16 protein-coding genes and 1 pseudogene are annotated in these 17291 nt (G+C 69.2%); 3 read left to right on the top strand and 14 right to left on the bottom strand.

What is annotated here, in order from left to right; translation table 11 throughout:
* Positions 1-33 precede the first annotated feature (33 nt).
* From EX20_RS01065 to flgB, 13 genes are all read right to left on the bottom strand, one after another.
* A complete protein-coding gene (locus EX20_RS01065; protein ID WP_034192494.1) occupies positions 34-1341 on the bottom strand; it encodes a solute carrier family 23 protein in 1308 nt (435 codons plus the stop codon).
* A gap of 260 nt (positions 1342-1601) precedes the next feature.
* Positions 1602-2843: a flagellar hook-associated protein FlgL gene (gene flgL / locus EX20_RS01060; protein WP_011886252.1), complete on the bottom strand. Its 1242-nt coding sequence runs from the start codon at positions 2841-2843 to the stop codon at positions 1602-1604.
* Positions 2844-2865: 22 nt separating this feature from the next.
* A complete protein-coding gene (gene flgK / locus EX20_RS01055; protein ID WP_011886253.1) occupies positions 2866-4833 on the bottom strand; it encodes a flagellar hook-associated protein FlgK in 1968 nt (655 codons plus the stop codon).
* A 136-nt stretch (positions 4834-4969) separates the two neighbouring features.
* Positions 4970-5725 (bottom strand): flagellar brake protein, encoded by a 756-nt coding sequence (locus tag EX20_RS01050; protein WP_014723810.1) that lies wholly within the window; start codon positions 5723-5725, stop codon positions 4970-4972.
* Between the two features lie 231 nt (positions 5726-5956).
* Positions 5957-6946 carry a flagellar assembly peptidoglycan hydrolase FlgJ gene (flgJ, locus tag EX20_RS01045; protein WP_014723811.1) on the bottom strand — a complete coding sequence of 330 codons (990 nt, stop codon included), beginning with the start codon at positions 6944-6946 and terminating at the stop codon, positions 5957-5959.
* Positions 6946-8118, bottom strand: a complete 1173-nt coding sequence (locus EX20_RS01040) for a flagellar basal body P-ring protein FlgI (RefSeq protein ID WP_034192572.1) — start codon at positions 8116-8118, stop codon at positions 6946-6948. Before EX20_RS01040 ends, flgJ begins: the two co-directional genes overlap by 1 nt.
* Positions 8119-8123: 5 nt before the next feature.
* Entirely contained in the window at positions 8124-8813 is a 690-nt protein-coding gene (gene flgH, locus EX20_RS01035) for a flagellar basal body L-ring protein FlgH (RefSeq protein WP_011886257.1), read from the bottom strand.
* Between the two features lie 20 nt (positions 8814-8833).
* Positions 8834-9622 carry a flagellar basal-body rod protein FlgG gene (gene flgG, locus EX20_RS01030; protein WP_011886258.1) on the bottom strand — a complete coding sequence of 263 codons (789 nt, stop codon included), beginning with the start codon at positions 9620-9622 and terminating at the stop codon, positions 8834-8836.
* 35 nt (positions 9623-9657) lie between these two features.
* Positions 9658-10416 (bottom strand): flagellar basal-body rod protein FlgF, encoded by a 759-nt coding sequence (flgF, locus tag EX20_RS01025; RefSeq protein ID WP_011886259.1) that lies wholly within the window; start codon positions 10414-10416, stop codon positions 9658-9660.
* 20 nt (positions 10417-10436) lie between these two features.
* Positions 10437-11678 carry a flagellar hook protein FlgE gene (flgE, locus tag EX20_RS01020; protein ID WP_014723814.1) on the bottom strand — a complete coding sequence of 414 codons (1242 nt, stop codon included), beginning with the start codon at positions 11676-11678 and terminating at the stop codon, positions 10437-10439.
* Between the two features lie 28 nt (positions 11679-11706).
* A complete protein-coding gene (locus EX20_RS01015) occupies positions 11707-12453 on the bottom strand; it encodes a flagellar hook assembly protein FlgD (RefSeq protein ID WP_011886261.1) in 747 nt (248 codons plus the stop codon).
* Between the two features lie 56 nt (positions 12454-12509).
* Positions 12510-12935 (bottom strand): flagellar basal body rod protein FlgC, encoded by a 426-nt coding sequence (flgC, locus tag EX20_RS01010; RefSeq protein WP_034192493.1) that lies wholly within the window; start codon positions 12933-12935, stop codon positions 12510-12512.
* A 40-nt stretch (positions 12936-12975) separates the two neighbouring features.
* On the bottom strand, positions 12976-13464 hold the full coding sequence (gene flgB, locus EX20_RS01005; protein WP_011886263.1) for a flagellar basal body rod protein FlgB: 489 nt from the start codon (positions 13462-13464) through the stop codon (positions 12976-12978).
* A 205-nt stretch (positions 13465-13669) separates the two neighbouring features.
* On the opposite strand from flgB, the gene flgA reads away from it, so the two are divergent.
* The 3 genes from flgA to EX20_RS00990 all read left to right on the top strand — a co-directional run bounded on the left by flgA (position 13670) and on the right by EX20_RS00990 (position 15930).
* Positions 13670-14953, top strand: a complete 1284-nt coding sequence (gene flgA / locus EX20_RS01000) for a flagellar basal body P-ring formation chaperone FlgA (protein ID WP_034192492.1) — start codon at positions 13670-13672, stop codon at positions 14951-14953.
* Between the two features lie 118 nt (positions 14954-15071).
* Positions 15072-15404, top strand: coding sequence for a flagellar biosynthesis anti-sigma factor FlgM (gene flgM, locus EX20_RS00995; RefSeq protein WP_011886265.1), 333 nt, complete (start codon positions 15072-15074; stop codon positions 15402-15404).
* An 85-nt stretch (positions 15405-15489) separates the two neighbouring features.
* The gene (locus EX20_RS00990) at positions 15490-15930 is read left to right on the top strand and encodes a flagella synthesis protein FlgN (RefSeq protein ID WP_011886266.1); all 441 of its coding nucleotides are present in this window, start codon (positions 15490-15492) and stop codon (positions 15928-15930) included.
* A gap of 67 nt (positions 15931-15997) precedes the next feature.
* Here EX20_RS00990 and EX20_RS33235 read toward each other — a convergent pair.
* Positions 15998-17194 (bottom strand): annotated as a pseudogene (locus tag EX20_RS33235) (M24 family metallopeptidase); the annotation flags it as partial.
* Between the last annotated feature and the right edge of the window lie 97 nt (positions 17195-17291).

Here is a 17291-nt window from a genome sequence, read left to right as displayed (position 1 = left end):
GCGGGCGCCGGCGGGGCCGCTTCCGCTACCCGCTCACACCACCGGGCCCGGCTCCTTCTCCTTGCGCAGGATCGCGTACAGGATGATCGCGCCGAACGTCGCGGTGCCGATGCCGCCGAGCGCGAAGCCGCCGAACTTCAGCGAGAAGTCGCCGGCGCCGAGCACCAGCGTGACGGCCGCGACGATCAGGTTGCGGTTGTCGGAGAAGTCGACCTTGTTGACGACCCAGATCCGCGCGCCCGTCACCGCGATCAGCCCGAACACGACGATCGACACGCCGCCGAGCACCGGGCCCGGAATCGTCTGGATCACCGCGCCGAACTTCGGCGAGAAGCCGAGCCCGATCGCGATCAGCGCGGCGAGCGCGAACACGAGCGTCGAATAGATCCGCGTGACGGCCATCACGCCGATGTTCTCCGCGTAGGTGGTCACGCCCGTGCCGCCGACGCTGCCCGACACGATCGTCGCGAGCCCGTCGCCGATGAACGCGCGGCCGACGTAGCGGTCGAGGTTGGTGCCCGTCATCGCGCTGACCGCCTTGATGTGGCCGAGGTTCTCGGCGACCAGGATCACCGCGATCGGCGCGAGCATCAGCATCGCGTGCGGATCGAACACCGGCGCGCGAAAGCGCGGCACGCCGAACCACGCGGCATGCGCGACGATCGAGAAGTCGATCGGCTTGCCGAGGCCCATGCCGTTGGTCGCGACCGCATAGAGCGCGTACGCGATCACGAGCCCGACCAGGATCAGCAGCCGCTGCACCATCCCGCGCGCGAACACCGCGACGCCGCCGACGCACAGCACGGTCACGAGCGCCATCACCGAGTCGAAGGTCGAAGCCGACACGCCCCTGACCGCGATCGGCGCGAGGTTCAGCCCGATCACCGCGACCACCGCGCCGGTGACGACCGGCGGCATCAGCGTCTCGATCCAGCGCGTGCCGATCGCCTGCACCAGCGCGCCGAGCGCGACGTACACGACGCCGCACGCGACGATCCCGCCGAGCGCCACCGGAATGTTCGGGTTCGGCCCGCTGCCGCCGTAGCCGGTCACCGCGATCACCAGGCCGATGAACGCGAAGCTCGAGCCGAGGTAGCTCGGCACGCGGCCGCCGACCAGCACGAAGAACAGCAGCGTGCCGATGCCCGACATGAAGATGCACAGGTTCGGATCGAAGCCCATCAGCAGCGGCGCGAGCACGGTCGAGCCGAACATCGCGACGACGTGCTGCACGCCCATCGCGACCATCTGCGGCCACGCGAGGCGCTCGTCGGGCCCGACCACGCGCGACGCCGCGCCGGCCGGTTGCACCCGCCAGCGCGGGAAGTAGGAATCGGACATGGGGAAAGGGCTCCTGTCGGTCGCCGGCGGCGGACGGTGCGCCGGCCTGGAATCTGGCGCGAGTTTACGGAGCGGAAATGGGGCTGGCAAGCGCGCCGCCGCACGCGCGGCAATGGCGCGCCGGGGGCGGGCTTGCGGTATGACGGGGGAACGAGCCGGCCGGGCGGCCGTGGGTCACCGCGCCGGCCGCCGCGCGGGCGACCGGCACGCGCACCGCGCGACGTGAGCGAAGGCTCACATCGCGCGATGCTGCGCGCTGATCAAGGATTGACGTACTGGAACAGCGACAGGTTCTGCAACTGCACGTAGGCCTTCTGCGCGCCGGTCAGCGCGTTCTGCACCTGCAGATACTGGCTGATCGTCGTCACCATGTTGGTGCCGGTCAGGTCCGTCAGGTTGCTGGTGGTCTGCAGCGACGCCGTCTGGGTGACCGCCTGCATCGCCTTGACTTCCTGCTCGCGGCCGCCGACCGACGCCTGGATCGTCGTCACGTTGCGCATCGTGTTGCCGACCTTGATCGAGCCGGTCATCATCGCGTTCGACAGCGCGGCGGCCGCGACGGGATTGCCCGTCACCGGCGTCTTCAGCGCGGCGATCATCGAGTCGAGCGTCGAGAAGATGTCCGCGCCGCCGGTTGCCTGCGGGCCGGGCGTGACCGAGAACGAGTCCCCGGCCGACGGCGTGCCGGACACCGAGACGGTCATCCCGCCGCCGAGCGCGATCGACGCGCCGGCCGTGTACGCCTGCGCGGGCGTCGTGGTCGGCGGCTTGGCCGACGAATCGGTGACCGTGTAGGTCGGCGCGGCCGGCGTGCCGCCGAACGTGATCGCGAAATGATGGCCGTTGGTCGCGGCCGACGGGCTCGTGACGGTCACCGCGGTAATCCGGCCGGTGCCCGTGTTGGCGGCGTCCGCCGCCGGCACCGGGACGCTGCCGAGCGACTGCACCGACATGAACACGGCCGCGCCGGTGTCGCCTTGCGCGACGCTGCTCGAATCGCCGATCTGCACCTGGCGCGTGCCCGAATCGCCGACATACGACACGGTGCCGTTCGGGCTGCTCGTAAACGGCGCCGACGAATTGTTGACCCCGGCGAACAGATAGGTGCCCGCGCCGTCGTTCGTGTTCGCGAGCGTCATCAGCTGGTCGCGATAGCCCTGCAGCTGGGTCGCGAGCGCCGCGCGGTCGCTGTCGGCGAGCGAACCGTCGCCGGCGCGCACGGTCAGCGTCTGCACGCCGGTCAGCACGGTGCTCACGCTTTGCAGCGTCTGGTCCTCGGCCTGCAGCGACGCGAGCGCCGTGCTCTGGTTGGCCGTGTACTGCGACAGCGTCGCCGACGTCATCGACAGCTGCACGGCCTGCGCCGCGCCGACCGGGTTGTCGGCCGGCGTCTGCAGGCTCACGCCGCTTGCGATCTGCTGGTACAGCTGCGAGAGCTGCGCCTGCTGATCGTTCATCTGTGAGACGTTCAGCTGGAAAAACTGGGCGCTGGAAATCCGCATCGCTTCTATCCCTCGAATCCGGTCAGTTGAACAGGCCGAGAACGGTCTGGAACAGCGTCTGCGCGGTCTGGATCACCTTCGCGTTCGCCTGGTAAAGCTGCTGGTACTGCATCAGGTTCGCCGCTTCCTCGTTCTGGTTCACGCCCGACACCGACTGCTGCGCGCTGGTGATCTGGCCGACCAGCGACGTCTGCGCGGCGCTCGACGACTTCAGCTGGCTCGCCGTGTTGCCGATCGCGTTCACGTAGTTCGCATACGCGCCGGTGAGCGTGGTCGTGCCGCCGCCGAGCGACTTGGCCGTCACCAGCTGCGACAGCGCGAGCGCGTTGGCGCCGTCGCTCGTGCCGCCCGCGTACGGCCCGATCGAGAACGAGTCGCCGTCGGACGGCGCGCCCGACAACGTGACGGTCACGCCGTTCAGCGTGCCGGACATCGTCATCTTCGCGCCCTGGCTCGCGTTGTACGGCACGCTGTCGGTCGGGTTGGCGATCGTCACCGAGGTGGGCGGCGTGCCCGCGATCGTGACCGTGGTGCCGACCGGGAAGCCCGACAGCGAGTTCGTCGCCGCGTCGTAGGTGAGCTTGGTGGCCGGAATCTGATAGCCGGAGCTCACGCCGTTCGAGACGATCTTCCCCGTCCCGATGTTGGTCGTCGACGCGGAGGCGACGACCGGCGACGCCGCCGCGATCGCCGCGCCGCTCGTCGTCGCGAGCCCGAAGCCGGTCAGCGCGCCGCGCGTCGGCAGCACGGTGAACTGGTCGCCGGCGTTCATCGCGCCGGACGAGAACGACAGCTGCAGCCCGCCCAGCGACGCCGGCATCGACGTCGACTGGCCGATCACCGAGCCGCTCGCGCGGTCGGCCAGCGTGTAGTTGGTGCCGTCGAACGACAGCGTGTAGTCGCCCGTCGTCGGCTGCGCGGGGTTCGTGAACGACACGGACAGCGCCGCGTTGCCGGTATTGCCCTGATTCGCGAAGACGGTCGCCGGCGCGACGGCGAACAGGCTGCCGCCCGGATTGCCTGACAGGTCGACGCCGAGCGCGTTCTGCGCATTGACCTGCGCGGCGAAGCTGGTCGCGAGCGCGCCGAGCTGCGCCTGCGCCGGATCGAGCGTCTGACGGCGGAACGCGAGCAGGCCGCCGAGCGTGCCGCCCGACAGCGACGCATCGGGCAGCGACTGGTCCGGCGTTTTCGGATTCGCGCCGGCGATGCCCTGCGACACCACGGTCAGCTCGCTCGGATCGGACGACGACGCGACGGCCGCGAGCTGGTAGCTCTTGTCGGCGACGACGAGCGGCTGGCCGCCCGCGAGGAACACGCTGTAGCCGCTGTCGTTGCGCACGACCTGCACGCCGGCGAGCGACGACAGGTTCGACACCGCGAGGTCGCGCTGGTCGAGCAGCTGGTTCGGCGGCTGCCCCTGGCTGCTCGCGGCCCCGATCTGCTGGTTCAGCTGCGCGATCTGCGAGGTGTACGTGTTGATCTGCGACACGGTGCTGGTGAGCTGCGTGTTCACGCTCTGACGCAGCGCGTCGTACTGCTGGCCGGTGGCCTTCAGCTGGTCGGCGAGGATCTGTGCGTTGCTGATCGCGGTCTGCCGCACCGACGGGTCCGACGCGTTGTTCGCGACGTTCTGCAGCCCGGTGAAATAGTTCGTGATCGCGGTCGAGATGCCGGCCGTCGGGCTGCCGACGTAGTTGTTCAGCTGCGCGACGAGCGAATACCACGTCGATTGCGCGCCGCCTTGCGACTGCGCGGCGTTCAGCTGGTCGCTCAGGTACTGGCTGTACTGCCGCTGCACGGTGACGGTGTTCACGCCCTGCGGCAGATAACCGCTCGCGGTGTACTGGCCGCTCTCTTCGGCATAGACGGGACGCTCGACCGAATAGCCGGGCGTCGCGGCGTTGCTGATGTTCTGACCGGTCGTCGTGAGGCCCCAGAGCGCGGCATTGAGGCCGCTGACGCCGAGGTTCATGAATGTGTTGGACATGCGCGATCCTGATGAGCCGGCCGCGCTGCGGCCGCCGGGTTGCGTGACTCCCGGTATAACGGCCGCGGATCGAAAAAATTGAGGGAAAAATGCGCACGCGGCGCGCGCGTGCGCGCGGCGGCCGCGAGGCGGTGCGTCAGGCCCGCGCGAGCGAGCGGCGCTTCATCTCGAGCTGCGTGATCAGGCGCTGCAGCGTGTTCTCCGCGCTGCCCGGCAGCGACATGAAGCGAAACCCGAGCTGATAGCGGCGCGAGCCGTTCGGCAGCTGCGTCGAGCGCTGCGACACGAGGCGCAGGTCGAGCGACAGCTTGCCGTGACCGTTCAGTTCGAGCTCGACCTCCGGCAGCAGCGTGCCGACTTCGAGCGTCTCGACGCGCTCGTCGATCGTGCGCAGCCCGACGCCGCCGAGCGACAGGTTCTGCACCTCGAACACGAAGCCCTCGCCGTCGGGCAGCTTGCCGCGACACTGGAACGGATCGACGACCGGCGCATCGACGCGGAAGTACTCGCGCCGCTGGATGCACATCAGCACCTCGGGGAATTCGGCGACGAACGCGGGCAGCCCCTCGTAGCGCGTCTCGCGCGGCGTGCCGGTGGTGAACTCGACGCGCACGCCGTCCGGCGCGGCGGCGAAGGTGCAATGCGACGCGGCGAGGATGCCGGCGTTCTGCTCGGCCAGCGCGCCCCAGTCGAACGTGAAGGTGCGCGCGCCGACGTCGACGTCGAGCAGGCGCGTGACGAGCTGCCCGCCGGGATACTGGACGGTCAGGAAGTCGCCCCGGTTCACGAGGTTGCGCAACTGCACGCCGATCTCGAGCGGATTGCGGCGGGCGTAGTCGGGTCCGGAATGGCCCGCATCCAGGCTCGGGTCGGTCGACGTTTCGATATTCATGGCTAGCCGGTTTCTTGTCATGGACGCCCCGGCAACCGGGACGCAATAAAACCGGGCCTGAACATGGGCCCGGTTGCTGGTCTCTCACACTTAGCGGCAGTGCTGACCGAAAGTTTAGATCGAATCGCGGATTATTTTCCGCGCAAACGATAAAACCGCGCGCGGCGGACGCCGGGCGCGGTCGGAAACACGGCAGGAAATCACGCCGCGCGGCCGTGGCGGCGCGGCGCGTCAGCCGATCTGCTGCATGATCGAGATCAGCTTCTTCGCGTAGTGCGGGTCGGTCGCGTAACCGGCCTTCTGCATGCCGTGCGCGAAGCCCTCGACGCTGCGGCTCGCGCTCAGCACGCCCGCGTAGCGCGGGTTGTTCTTCAGCAGGCTCGCATAGTCGGTCATCGCGTGCTCGTACGAGTCGTACGCGCGGAACTTCGCGACCACGCGGCGCGGCGTGCCGTTCACGTACTCGGTCGTGAGCGCCGCCACCGTGCGGCCCGTCCAGCCCTTGTTCGCCTTGATGCCGAACACGTTGTAGCTGGTCGAGCCGTCGCTCGCGCGGATCTCGCGCTTGCCCCAGCCCGATTCGAGCGCAGCCTGGCCGACGATGAAGCGCGCCGGAATGCCGGTCGCCGCGCTCGCCGCCTGCGCGGGGGCGGCGAGCCGGTCGACGAACGCGTCCGCGTCCTGCACGCCGCTCGAGCCCTTCAGCGGCGGCGTCAGCGCGCTGCCGGCCGAGTAGCCGCGCGTGCCGGCGAGCGCGCCGTTGTTCGCCGCATTCGCGTAGGCCCGCGCCATCGCGTTCATCGCGGCGAGGCTACCTTCGTTGCCCGACGTGCCGGCGCCGGCCGCGCCCAGGCCCGTCGCACCGAGGCCGGCCGCGCCGGCATCGCCCGCCGGATCGGCGCCCTGGCCCGCGTTGCGCAGCAGCTGCTTCATCAGCGCATCGGCGACGCCGATGCCGCGCTTCGACATCTGCTGCGCGAGCTGCTGGTCGAGCATCGACGTGTACATCTTCGACGTGTGCGAGTCGAGCAGCCCGCCGTCGGGCGTCGCGTCGCGCATGCTCTTGAGCATCATTTCCGTGAACATCGCGTCGAACTGGCCCGCGACCGCCTTCGCGCCGGCCTGCGGCGACGCCTTCGCCTGCGCGCGCAGCGCGTCGAAACCCTGCACGTCGAGCGCGAAGCGCTGCGTCAGGTCGTTTGCGTTCGGAAGATTCGCCATCAGATGATCTCCAGATCGGCGCGCAGCGCACCCGCCGCCTTCATCGCCTGCAGGATCGACATCAGGTCGGCCGGCGTCGCGCCGAGCGTGTTCAGTGCCTTCACGACGTCGGCGAGGTTCGCGCCGGCCGTCACCATCTTCAGCGAGCCGTTGTCCTGCTTCAGCTGGATCTGCGACTGCTGCGCGACCACCGTCTGCCCGTTCGAGAACGGCCCCGGCTGCGACACCACCGGCTGCGTGTTGACGACCACCGACAGGTTGCCGTGCGCGACCGCGCAGCTTTGCAGCGTGACCATCTGGTTCATCACGATCGAGCCGGTGCGCGCGTTGAGGATCACCTTCGCGGCCGCCTTGTCCGGGCTCACGTCGAGGTTCTGCAGGCGCGCCATGAACGCGACCTGCTGCGACGGGTCGGCCGGCGCCGCGAGCTGGATCGTGCGGCCGTCGAGCGCCGTCGCGGTGCCCGGGCCGAAGCTCGAATTCACCGCGGACACGATCCGCTGCGCGGTGCCGTAGTCCATGTCGTTCAGTTGCAGCTGCAGCACGCCGTTCATCTGCGCGACCGCGTTCGGCACCGAGCGCTCGACGATCGCGCCGCCGGCGATGCGGCCGGCCGCGAGCTGGTTCACCTGCACGCGGCTGCCGTTCGCGCTCGCGCCCGCGCCGCCGACCGCCATGTTGCCCTGCGCCAGCGCGTACACCTGCCCGTCCGCGCCCTTCAGCGGCGTGAGCAGCAGCGTGCCGCCGCGCAGGCTCTTCGCGTTGCCGAGCGACGACACCGTCACGTCGAGCGCCTCGCCCGGCCGCGCGAACGGCGGCAGCGTGGCGGTCACCATCACGGCCGCGACGTTCTTCAGCTGCATGTTGTTCAGCGACGACGAGCCGCCGTTCGCCGAGCCGTTGTTGATCGAGATGCCGAGGTTCGCGAGCATGTTCGCGAGCGTCTGCGTCGTGAACGGCGTCTGCATCGTCTGGTCGCCGGTGCCGTCGAGGCCGACCACGAGGCCGTAGCCGATCAGCGGGTTGTCGCGCACGCCCTGGATCTGCGCGAGATCCTTGAGGCGCTCCGCATGGGCGCCGGCGGCGCCGAACGCGCACGCGATCAGCATGAATGCGCCGGCCAGCGCGCGCGCTGCGCGCCGCGACAGGCGGTGGAAAAGAGGCTGCTGCATCGGGATCACCACGGTGCCAGATTGAGGAAGAAGCGCTGCAGCCAGCCCATCGTCTCGGCTTCGTTGATGTAGCCCTTCGCCGAGTATTCGATCCGCGCGTCGGCCACCTGCGTCGAGTAGACCGAGTTCGCGCCCGAGATCGTGTTCGGGTTGACGACCCCCGAGAAGCGCACGAACTCGTTGCCCTGATTGATCAGCATCTGCTTCTCGCCGCTCACGACGAGGTTGCCGTTCGGCAGCACGTTGGTCACCGTCACGGTGATCGTGCCGTTGAACGTGTTCGCGGCGCTCGCGCCGCCGGTCGCCGCGAACTTGTTCGCGCCGGTCGCCGACAGGTTCGCCTTCGCGAACAGCCCGCCGAGGAACGCGGCCGTCGGCACGTTGAAGTCGGTGTTGCCCTGCCGGTTGGTGTTCGCCCCCGACGACTTGGTCGCGTTGATGTTCTCCGCGATCACGATCGTCAGGATGTCGCCGACGTTGCGCGGCCGCTGATCCTCGAACAGCGGCCGGCCCGCGAAGCCCGGATTGAAGATCGAGCCGGGCGCCTGCATCGCGATCGGCATCGGCGGTTGCGCCGTCATCGGCTGCTGGATGATCGGATCGCGCGGAATCTGCGCGCAACCGGCGAGCGCGGCCACCGCGACCGCGCACGCGGCGCGGACGGTGGCTGACGGGAGGAGGCGGACCTGCTTCATGGCGACGGCGGGACTTCCGGTTAGGTCTTCATCTGCGTGACGGTCTGCAGCATCTGGTCGGACGTCGTCACGGCCTTGCTGTTGATCTCGTACGCGCGCTGCGTCTGAATCATGTTGACGAGCTCCTGCACGACGTTCACGTTCGACGCCTCGACGTAGCCCTGGTTGAGCACGCCCGCGCCGTTCAGGCCCGGCTGCGACACGTTCGGCGCGCCCGACGAGGTGGTCTCGGCGAACAGGTTCTCGCCCTTCGCCTCGAGGCCGGCCGGGTTGATGAAGGTCGCGATCTGCAGCGAGCCGATCTGCACCGCGTTGTTCGAGCCCGGCTGCGTGACCGACACGACGCCGTCCTTGCCGATCGTCAGCGACTGCGCGTTCTGCGGCACGGTGATCGCCGGCAGGATCTGATAGCCGCTCGACGTGACGAGCTGGCCCTGCGCGTTGGTCTGGAACGAACCGTCGCGCGTGTAGGCGTTGGTGCCGTCCGGCATCAGCACCTGGAAGAAGCCCGCGCCGTTGATCGCGACGTCCTTCGAGTTGCCGGTCTGCGTGAGGCCGCCCTGCGTGTACAGGCGCTCGGTCGCGACCTGCTGCACGCCGGTGCCGAGCTGCAGGCCCGACGGCAGCTCGGTCTGCTGCGTCGAGTTCGCGCCCGGCTGGCGGATCGTCTGGTACAGCAGATCCTCGAACACCGCGCGCGACGCCTTGAAGCCGTTGGTGCTGGTGTTCGCGAGGTTGTTCGAGATCACGTCCATCTGCGCCTGCTGCGCGTTCATGCCGGTGGCGGCAATGTAGAGCGATCGGTTCATGTTGAATCTTCTCCTGGTAGCGAGGGCCGTGCCGCTCAGCTGAAGTTGAGCAGCTGGTTCGCCGACTGCTCGTTCTGGTCGGCCGTCTGGATCAGCTTCGACTGCAGCTGAAACGCCCGCGCGTTGTCGATCATCGCGACCATCGCGGTCACCGGGTTCACGTTGCTGCCTTCGAGCGAATTCGGCGTGACGACGACGTTCGGGTCGGCGTCGGCCGGATTGCCGTCGGCGGTGCGGAACAGCCCGTCGTTGCCGCGCGTGAGCGTGGTCGGGTCGGGGTTCACGAGCTTCATCTGATCGACCATCGCAACGGCGGTCGGCGGGTCGCCCGGCATCAGCGCGGACACCGTGCCGTCCTTGCCGATCGTGACTTCCGCGTTCGGCGGCACCGAGATCGGGCCGCCGTTGCCGATCACCGGCAGGTTGCTCGCGTTGACGAGCTGGCCGTTCTCGTCGACGTGCAGGTTGCCGGCGCGCGTGTACGCCTCGCCGCCGTCGGCGGTCTGCACCGACAGCCAGCCGGCGCCCTGCACGGCCACGTCGAGCGGGTTGCCGGTGCGCGTGATCGGACCCGGCGCGTAGTCCGCGCCGGGCGTCGACGCGAGCACGTAGGTACGCGTCGTCGTCGGGTCGATCGTGCTGCCGTCGCCGAAATTCATCGGCACCGCGCGGTAGTTCGCGAGCTGCGCGCGAAAGCCCGTCGTCGACGTGTTCGCGAGGTTGTTCGCGACGATCGCCTGCTGGTCGAGCGACTGCGACGCGCCCGTCATCGCCGTGTAGATCAGTCGGTCCATGGCTGCCGGTTATCCGCGCTTTACAGGTTGATGAGCGTCTGGTCGACGGTCTGCTGCGTCTTGATCGTCTGCGCGTTCGCCTGGTAGTTGCGCTGCGCGGTGATCAGGTTCACGAGCTGCGACGTGAGGTCGACGTTCGAGTTCTCCAGCGCGCTGCCCTGCAGCGTGCCGTGGTTCGTGCTGCCCGGCGCGGAGATCTGCGGCACGCCCGACGCGGCCGTCTCGGCGTACTGGTTGCCGCCGAGGTTGATCAGGCCGTTCGGGTTGTTGAAGTTCGCGATCGCGATCTGGCCGAGCACCGCCGTCTGACCGTTCGAATAGTTGCCGGTCAGCTTGCCGTCCGCGCCGATCGAGAAGGTCGTCAGCGTGCCGCTCGCGTAGCCGTCCTGCGCGAGGTTGTTCACGCCGTCCTTGCCGCCGTACTGCGTGGTGCCGGTCAGGTCGAGCGTCAGCGCCTGCGGCGTCGACGAGCCGTCGGTGGTCGGCACGCTGAACTGGAACTGGCCGAGCGATGCGGTCGGCGTGGCCGACGCGGGCAGCGTCGTGCTCGTGATCGCGCCCGACGAATCGAACTTGACCGTGCCGAGATCGGTCATCGTGCCGCCCTGCACGCCCGCGTACGCTTCCCACGCACCGGCCGCCGACTTCACGAAGTACATGTTGACCGCCTGCGAGCCGCCGAGCGAGTCGTACACCTGGATCGCGGTCGAGTAGTTGTAGGTCGCGCTGTCGGTCGCGTTGAACGGCGTCTTGGTCGGCACCACGTCCTGCGAGTTCAGGTTGAACTGGCCGACGATCTTGGTGGTCGGCGTCGGCGCGATGTTGGACGTCGGCGCCTGCAGCGGCACGGTCTGCGCGGTGCTGACCACGCCGTTCTTGTCGGCCGTGTAGCCCATCAGGTTCATGCCCTGCGCGTTGACGATGTAGCCGTTCTTGTCGCGCTGGAACGTGCCGTCGCGCGAGTAGGTCGTCACGCCGTTGTTCGACATCTGGAAGAAGCCGTTGCCGTTGATCGCGACGTCGAGCGACGAATTCGTCGTGTTGATCGTGCCCTGGCCGAACTGCTTCTGCACCGACCCGAGCGTCGTGCCGATCCCGATCTGCGTGTTGACCGACGTCGCGATCGAGTTCGCGTACATGTCGGAGAACTGCGCGGTGCTCGACTTGAAGCCGACCGTGTTCGCGTTCGCGATGTTGTTGCCGATCACGTCGAGCGCGTTCGATGCGCCGGCGAGGCCGCTCAGACCCTGTTGATAACCCATTTCGGTCTCCGTTTGCGAGAAAGCTGGATCAGTTGGTGGTGGTCGTGCCGCCGGACGACGACGACGCGGTGTTCGGGAAAATCGACGCGACCTGGGTCAAGCCCACCGTCGTGCCGTTCGACAGCACCAGCCCCGCGGTGCCGTCGGCCTGCTTGATGACGCTCTGTACCTGCGCGGCCGCGAGCACGGTCGGCGCATAGGTCTTGCCGTCGCTGCCCGTGTACTGCGCGCTCACCGTGTACTTGCCGTCCGGCAGCGCATTGCCGGCTGCATCGGTCGGCGTCCAGTTGAACGGCACCGTGCCGGCCGACTGCTTGCCCGCGTCGATCGTGTTGACGACGACGCCCGCGCTGTTCTTCACGGTGATGGTCAGGTTCGACACGTCGTTCGCGAGCGACACGCCGAACGGCGACGCCGCGCCGCTCTTCACCGAGACGTCGTTGCCCGGCGCGAGCACGTTGGTGCCGATCAGCAGCGCGGCCTGCGTCTGCTGGCCGGCCGCGAGCTGCGTCGACAGCGACGACAGCGACGAGTTCAGCTGCGCGATGCCGCTGACCGTGTTGATCTGCGCGAGCTGCGACGTCATCTGCGAGCTGTCGACGGGGCTGGTCGGGTCCTGGTTCTGCAACTGCGTGACGAGCAGCTTCAGGAACGTCGCCTGCAGGTCGCTCGCCGACGTGCCGGTCGTCGACACTTTGTTGGTGTTCATCGTGTCGGTCGGCAACGTCGACACGTTGGTGCCGTTGCTGCCGATCGTCGTGTTGGAGGATGTCATCCTGGTGGCCTTGGGTCGGAACTGTCGGAACTGTCGAATCTGGCGCGGCGCGCGGCTTACGTGCCGATCGTCAGCGTCTTGAGCATCAGCGTCTTCGCGGTGTTCAGCGTCTCGACGTTGGCCTGGTACGAGCGCGACGCCGAAATCATGTTCACCATCTCCTGCACCGGGTCGACGTTCGGCATCTGCACGTAGCCGTTCGCGTCGGCGGCGGGGTTCGCGGGGTCGTAGGTCGACTTCATCGGCGACGGGTCGTCGACGACCTTGGTCACGCGCACGCCGCCCACGCCCTGGCCGGACGCGGTGCGCACGCCGCCGAGCGGGTCGGTCGCGAACACGACCTGCTTGGCCTTGTACGGCTTGCCGTCGGGGCCGGTCGCGCTGTCGGCGTTCGCGAGGTTCGACGCGGTGACGTTCAGGCGCTGCGATTGCGCGGACAGCGCCGAACCGGCGACGCCGAAAATGTTCATCAACGAGGGCATGGTGGCTCCTGGTGCTCGGATTCGATGGCGGGGCGCGCCGTTACTGGTTGCTCGTGATCGCGGCGATCATCGTCTTGATCTGCTGGGTCATCACGGTCATGCCGCTCTCGTAGTGCAGCGCGTTGTTCGCGAATTGCACGCGCTCGACGTCGAGGTCGACCGTGTTGCCGTCGAGCGACGGCTGCAGCGGCATCCGGTACTGCGCGCGACCGTAGTCGTCGGCCGGGCCGCCGGTCGGGATCAGCTTCGCGGCGCCGGCCATGTGGCCGGGCGCGGTGGACACCATCGTCATCCCGCTCGTCACGCCGGCCGGCTGCGCCATCGGCAGTTGCGCGGCGTTGCTCGGCGCGAGGCCGCCGTCCGTCTGCTTCAGCGAGCGCGCGAGCGCCGACGCGAAATCGACGTCGCGCGCCTGATAGCCCGGCGTGTCGGCGTTCGCGATGTTCGACGACAACAGTTCCTGCCGATAGGCGCGCACGTCGAGCGCCTGTCGGCCGAACGCGAATTCGGCATCGAGTTTGTCCAGCATGTGTGCGTCTCTCCAGATGAAGCGCTGCACGCCCCCCGCGCCGGATGGCGACCCAAGGGGCTTTTTTCCATGACACCGATGGTAGGGGTGCGGCACAACCCGCAATCGGACGAATAACGCGCCAAAGGCCCCCTCTATTCATCGTTTGCGCGACGGCCCCGCTGCCTAGAATGCGAATCGGATCAACGGTTTCGAGGACACGGCGATGACAGGCAGCGCACTTCGCAACGACGGCGCACGCGGCAAGCGCGTGCGGCGTGCGTTCGCGCTCGCCGCGGCGTTGTGGCTCGCGGCGCCGGGCGCGCACGCGGACGACGCGATGATCGTGATCCCGGGGCGCGGCGAGACGGTCGAGACCGCGCTCGCCCATGCGAGCGCGGCGGGCGTGGCGGGTGTGGGACAACCGGGCCGCGGCGGCGCAGGCGGCGCAGGCGTTGCGACGGTCGCGGGCAGCGGCGGCGCGGCGCCGGTCGGGAATGCCGGTGCCGGCATGGTCGGCGCGGGCACGGTTGCACCTGCCGCGCAGCCGGCCGGCACGATGGTCGTGGTCGACGTCCCGGCGCCGGCTGCGGTGCCGAGCGCCGCCCCGCGCGCCGCCTACGCGGACGCGCGCGCCAATTCCGTCAGCAGCGCCTATGCCGCGCACGCCGCTACTGCCGCTACCGCCTCCAGTTACGCCGCTCCCCGCTACGCGGCACCGCGCGCTGCCGATCCGGGCGCCGTCGCGACCGTCGTCGCCGGCGCGCCCGAACCGGCGTCGAACGCGCCGCGGCCGGCCTTCGCCGCGCGCGCGGCCGCCGTGCGCACCGCGTACGCCGCGCCCGCGCCCCAGCCGGCCGCCGCGGCGCAGCCTGCGACCCCGCCCGGCCAGCAAGACCCCGAATCGATCCGGCGCAGCGCGCTCGCGTTCCTGCAGCAGCAGATCGCGGGGCTGCCCGGCAAGACCACCACGACGGTCGCCGCCGCGTTTCCGCGCGGGCTCGCCGAATGCACGACGCTCGAGCCGTTCCTGCCGACCGGCGCGCGCCTGTGGGGCCGCACGACGGTCGGCGTGCGCTGCGCGGGCGCGCGGCCGTGGACGGTCTATCTGCAGGCGAAGGTCACCGTGCAGGCCACCTATTACGTCGCCGCGCGGCAGATCGCGCCGGGCGAGCCACTCACCGCCGCCGACCTGATCGCGCGCAACGGCGACCTGACGGTGCTGCCGCTCGCGGTGATCACCGATCCGGCGCAGGCGATCGGCGCGACCTCGCTCGCGCGGATCGCGGCCGGGCTACCGTTGCGCCAGGACATGCTCAAAAGCGCCGCGTCGGTGTCGGCCGGCCAGACGGTGCGGGTGGTCGCGGCCGGCCTTGGTTTCACGATCTCGGCCGAGGGCAACGCGCTCGCGAACGCGGCGCCGGGCCAGTCGGTGCGGGTCAGGATGGCGGCCGGGCAGATCGTCACGGCGATCGTCAAGGACGCCGGCACGGTGGAAATTCCGCTATAGGGACCGGACCCACCGCAACATTGCAAAGAATTGTTTATTCGGAGAATTTCGCACCCGCGATGCTAAAGTTCGGGCCGGACCGGCCGTTATCTGGGTCAAACCGAACAGGAAAACCATCGTGAAAATCGATTCCACTCCGAACCCGAGCCCACTCGCGCCCACCGGCAACGGCGCGACCCGCGCGCAATCCGGCGCGGCTTCGTCGTCGTCCGCGCAGGCCGGCGACGCTGGATCGACCGGCGGCGACACGAGCGTGAACCTGTCGGGTCTGTCGGGACAGCTGCGTTCGCTGTCGGCCTCCGGCAGCGCCGACATCAACACGGCGCTGGTCCAGTCGATCAAGGACGCATTGAAGGACGGCTCGTTGACGATCGACGTGAACAAGATCGCCGACGGCGTACTGAATACCGCCCGCGACCTGCTGCAACGGCAGCGCTCGCAGAGCAACTGAGCCGGCCCGGGGCCCGTCACGCCCTGACCGGTCCCCTGGATGGCCGGCATGCGGGAACGCGTGCCGGCGCGACGAGCATGACGCGATGAGAGAAGAGCTGCTGGCCACGGTCAACGACGAACACGCGACGGTCGAAGCGTTCGCGTCGCTGCTCGCGTATGAAGAAAAGGCGCTGACGACGCCGCAGCCGCTCGACATGCTGCCGGGTATCGTCGAAAAGAAGAGCGAGCTGATCGATCGGCTCGCGCAGCTCGAGCGCACGCGCGACGCGCAGCTGTCGGCGCTCGGCTTTCCGGCCGGCAAGAAAGGCATGGATCAGGCCGCCGAGCGCGACGCGCGTCTCGCCGGCCGCTGGCAACTGCTGCTGCAGGCCACCGAACGCGCGCGCCAGGCCAATGCGACCAACGGGATGCTGATCCGGATCCGGATGGACTACAACGATCGCGCGCTCGCGGTGCTGCGCTCGGCGTCCGCGCCGGCCGGCGTCTACGGGCCGGACGGACGCGTGTCGGCGCTGATGCGCTGAGCGCCGCGCGCGCCGCAGCGCCGGCGCCCCGTCGCATCATGCGCGGCCGCGCCGCACTACCCTTCCTTTACAGCAACGGACACGCGGTGACCTGCGTGCCGCGTTGCGCGCAAAGCCGTTCGTAGTCGCGCAGATACGCGCGCTCGTCGTCGTCGAGCAGCGCGACGTCGATCAGGTCCCAGTCGTAGCCCACCGTGACGAGGTTTTCGAACGCGACGGTGCCCGCTTCGGCGTCGTCCGCATGGACGATCACGATGTTCTCGATCCGCACGCCGCCCTTGCCCGGCAGGTAGATGCCCGGTTCGACCGAAATCACCGCATTCGGCACCAGCCCGTACGACGCGCCGGGCGCGAAGCGCACGCCGCCCTCGTGCACGTGGATGCCGACGCCGTGACCGGTGCCGTGGCCGTAATCGTAGCCGTGGTCGCGGCACACCTGGCGCACCGTCGCATCGACGTCGCCGCCCGTCGCCGTGTTCGGGAAGCGCGTGACGAGCCCCTTGATGCAGGCCTTCAGCGCGACCGTGTAGATTTCGCGCTGCCACGGCTGCGCGACCGTCTCCGCTCGCGTGCGACGCAGCACCACGCGCGTGCAGTCGGTCGCGAAGCCGGCGTCGTAGTACGCGCCGCTGTCGAGCAGCACGAGTTCGCCCTCGGTCAGTTCGACGTCGGCGCTCGCCTCCGTGTAATGCGCGAACGCGCTGTTCGCGCCGTTCGCGGCGATCGACGGGAACGTCAGCGCGACGGCCGAGCGCGCGCCGTACGCGTCGTTGATCTTGCGCGCCAGGTCGTATTCGGTGTGGCGCCGTCCCGGCTCGCCGGTCTTGGCCCAGCGCATCGTCTCGGCGATCGCCGCCGAGCTGCGCGCGAACGCATCGCGAAAGCGCTCGAGCGCCGCCGGCGTCTTGCTCGCCCGCAGCGCCTCGACCGGGTTGAAATCGGCGTGGCGCGCATGCGGCCAGACGCGCCGCACCGATTCGACGAGCGCGCAGTTGACCGATTCGAAGCCGTAGCAGACGTGCTCGACGGCGAAGCGGGCAAGGAAGCGCTCCAGTTCGGCGAAGTCGCGGCGGATCACGTGCAACGCCGGGTACGACGGCAGGTCGACCGCACAGCGGTCGCAGCCTTCGGGCAAGAACAGCGCGACCTGCTCGCCGAGCACGAACAGGAAGCCGAGATGCGACGACGCATTCGGGATGTGATAGCCGCGGCTGTTCAGCAGATAGGCGAGATCGTCGGACGCGCAGGTGAGGAAGGCGGTCGTGGGGGGCGTCGTGTCGCTCGTCGTGGCGGTCGCCGTGGCGGTCGCCGTGTCGCTCGCCGTGTCGCTCGCCGTGTCGCTCGCCGTGTCGCTCGCCGTG

Origin of the sequence: Burkholderia sp. WP42 (assembly GCF_000745665.1) — a bacterium.
GTDB lineage: Bacteria > Pseudomonadota > Gammaproteobacteria > Burkholderiales > Burkholderiaceae > Burkholderia > Burkholderia vietnamiensis.
This window is presented reverse-complemented; position numbering and strand designations above follow the sequence as displayed.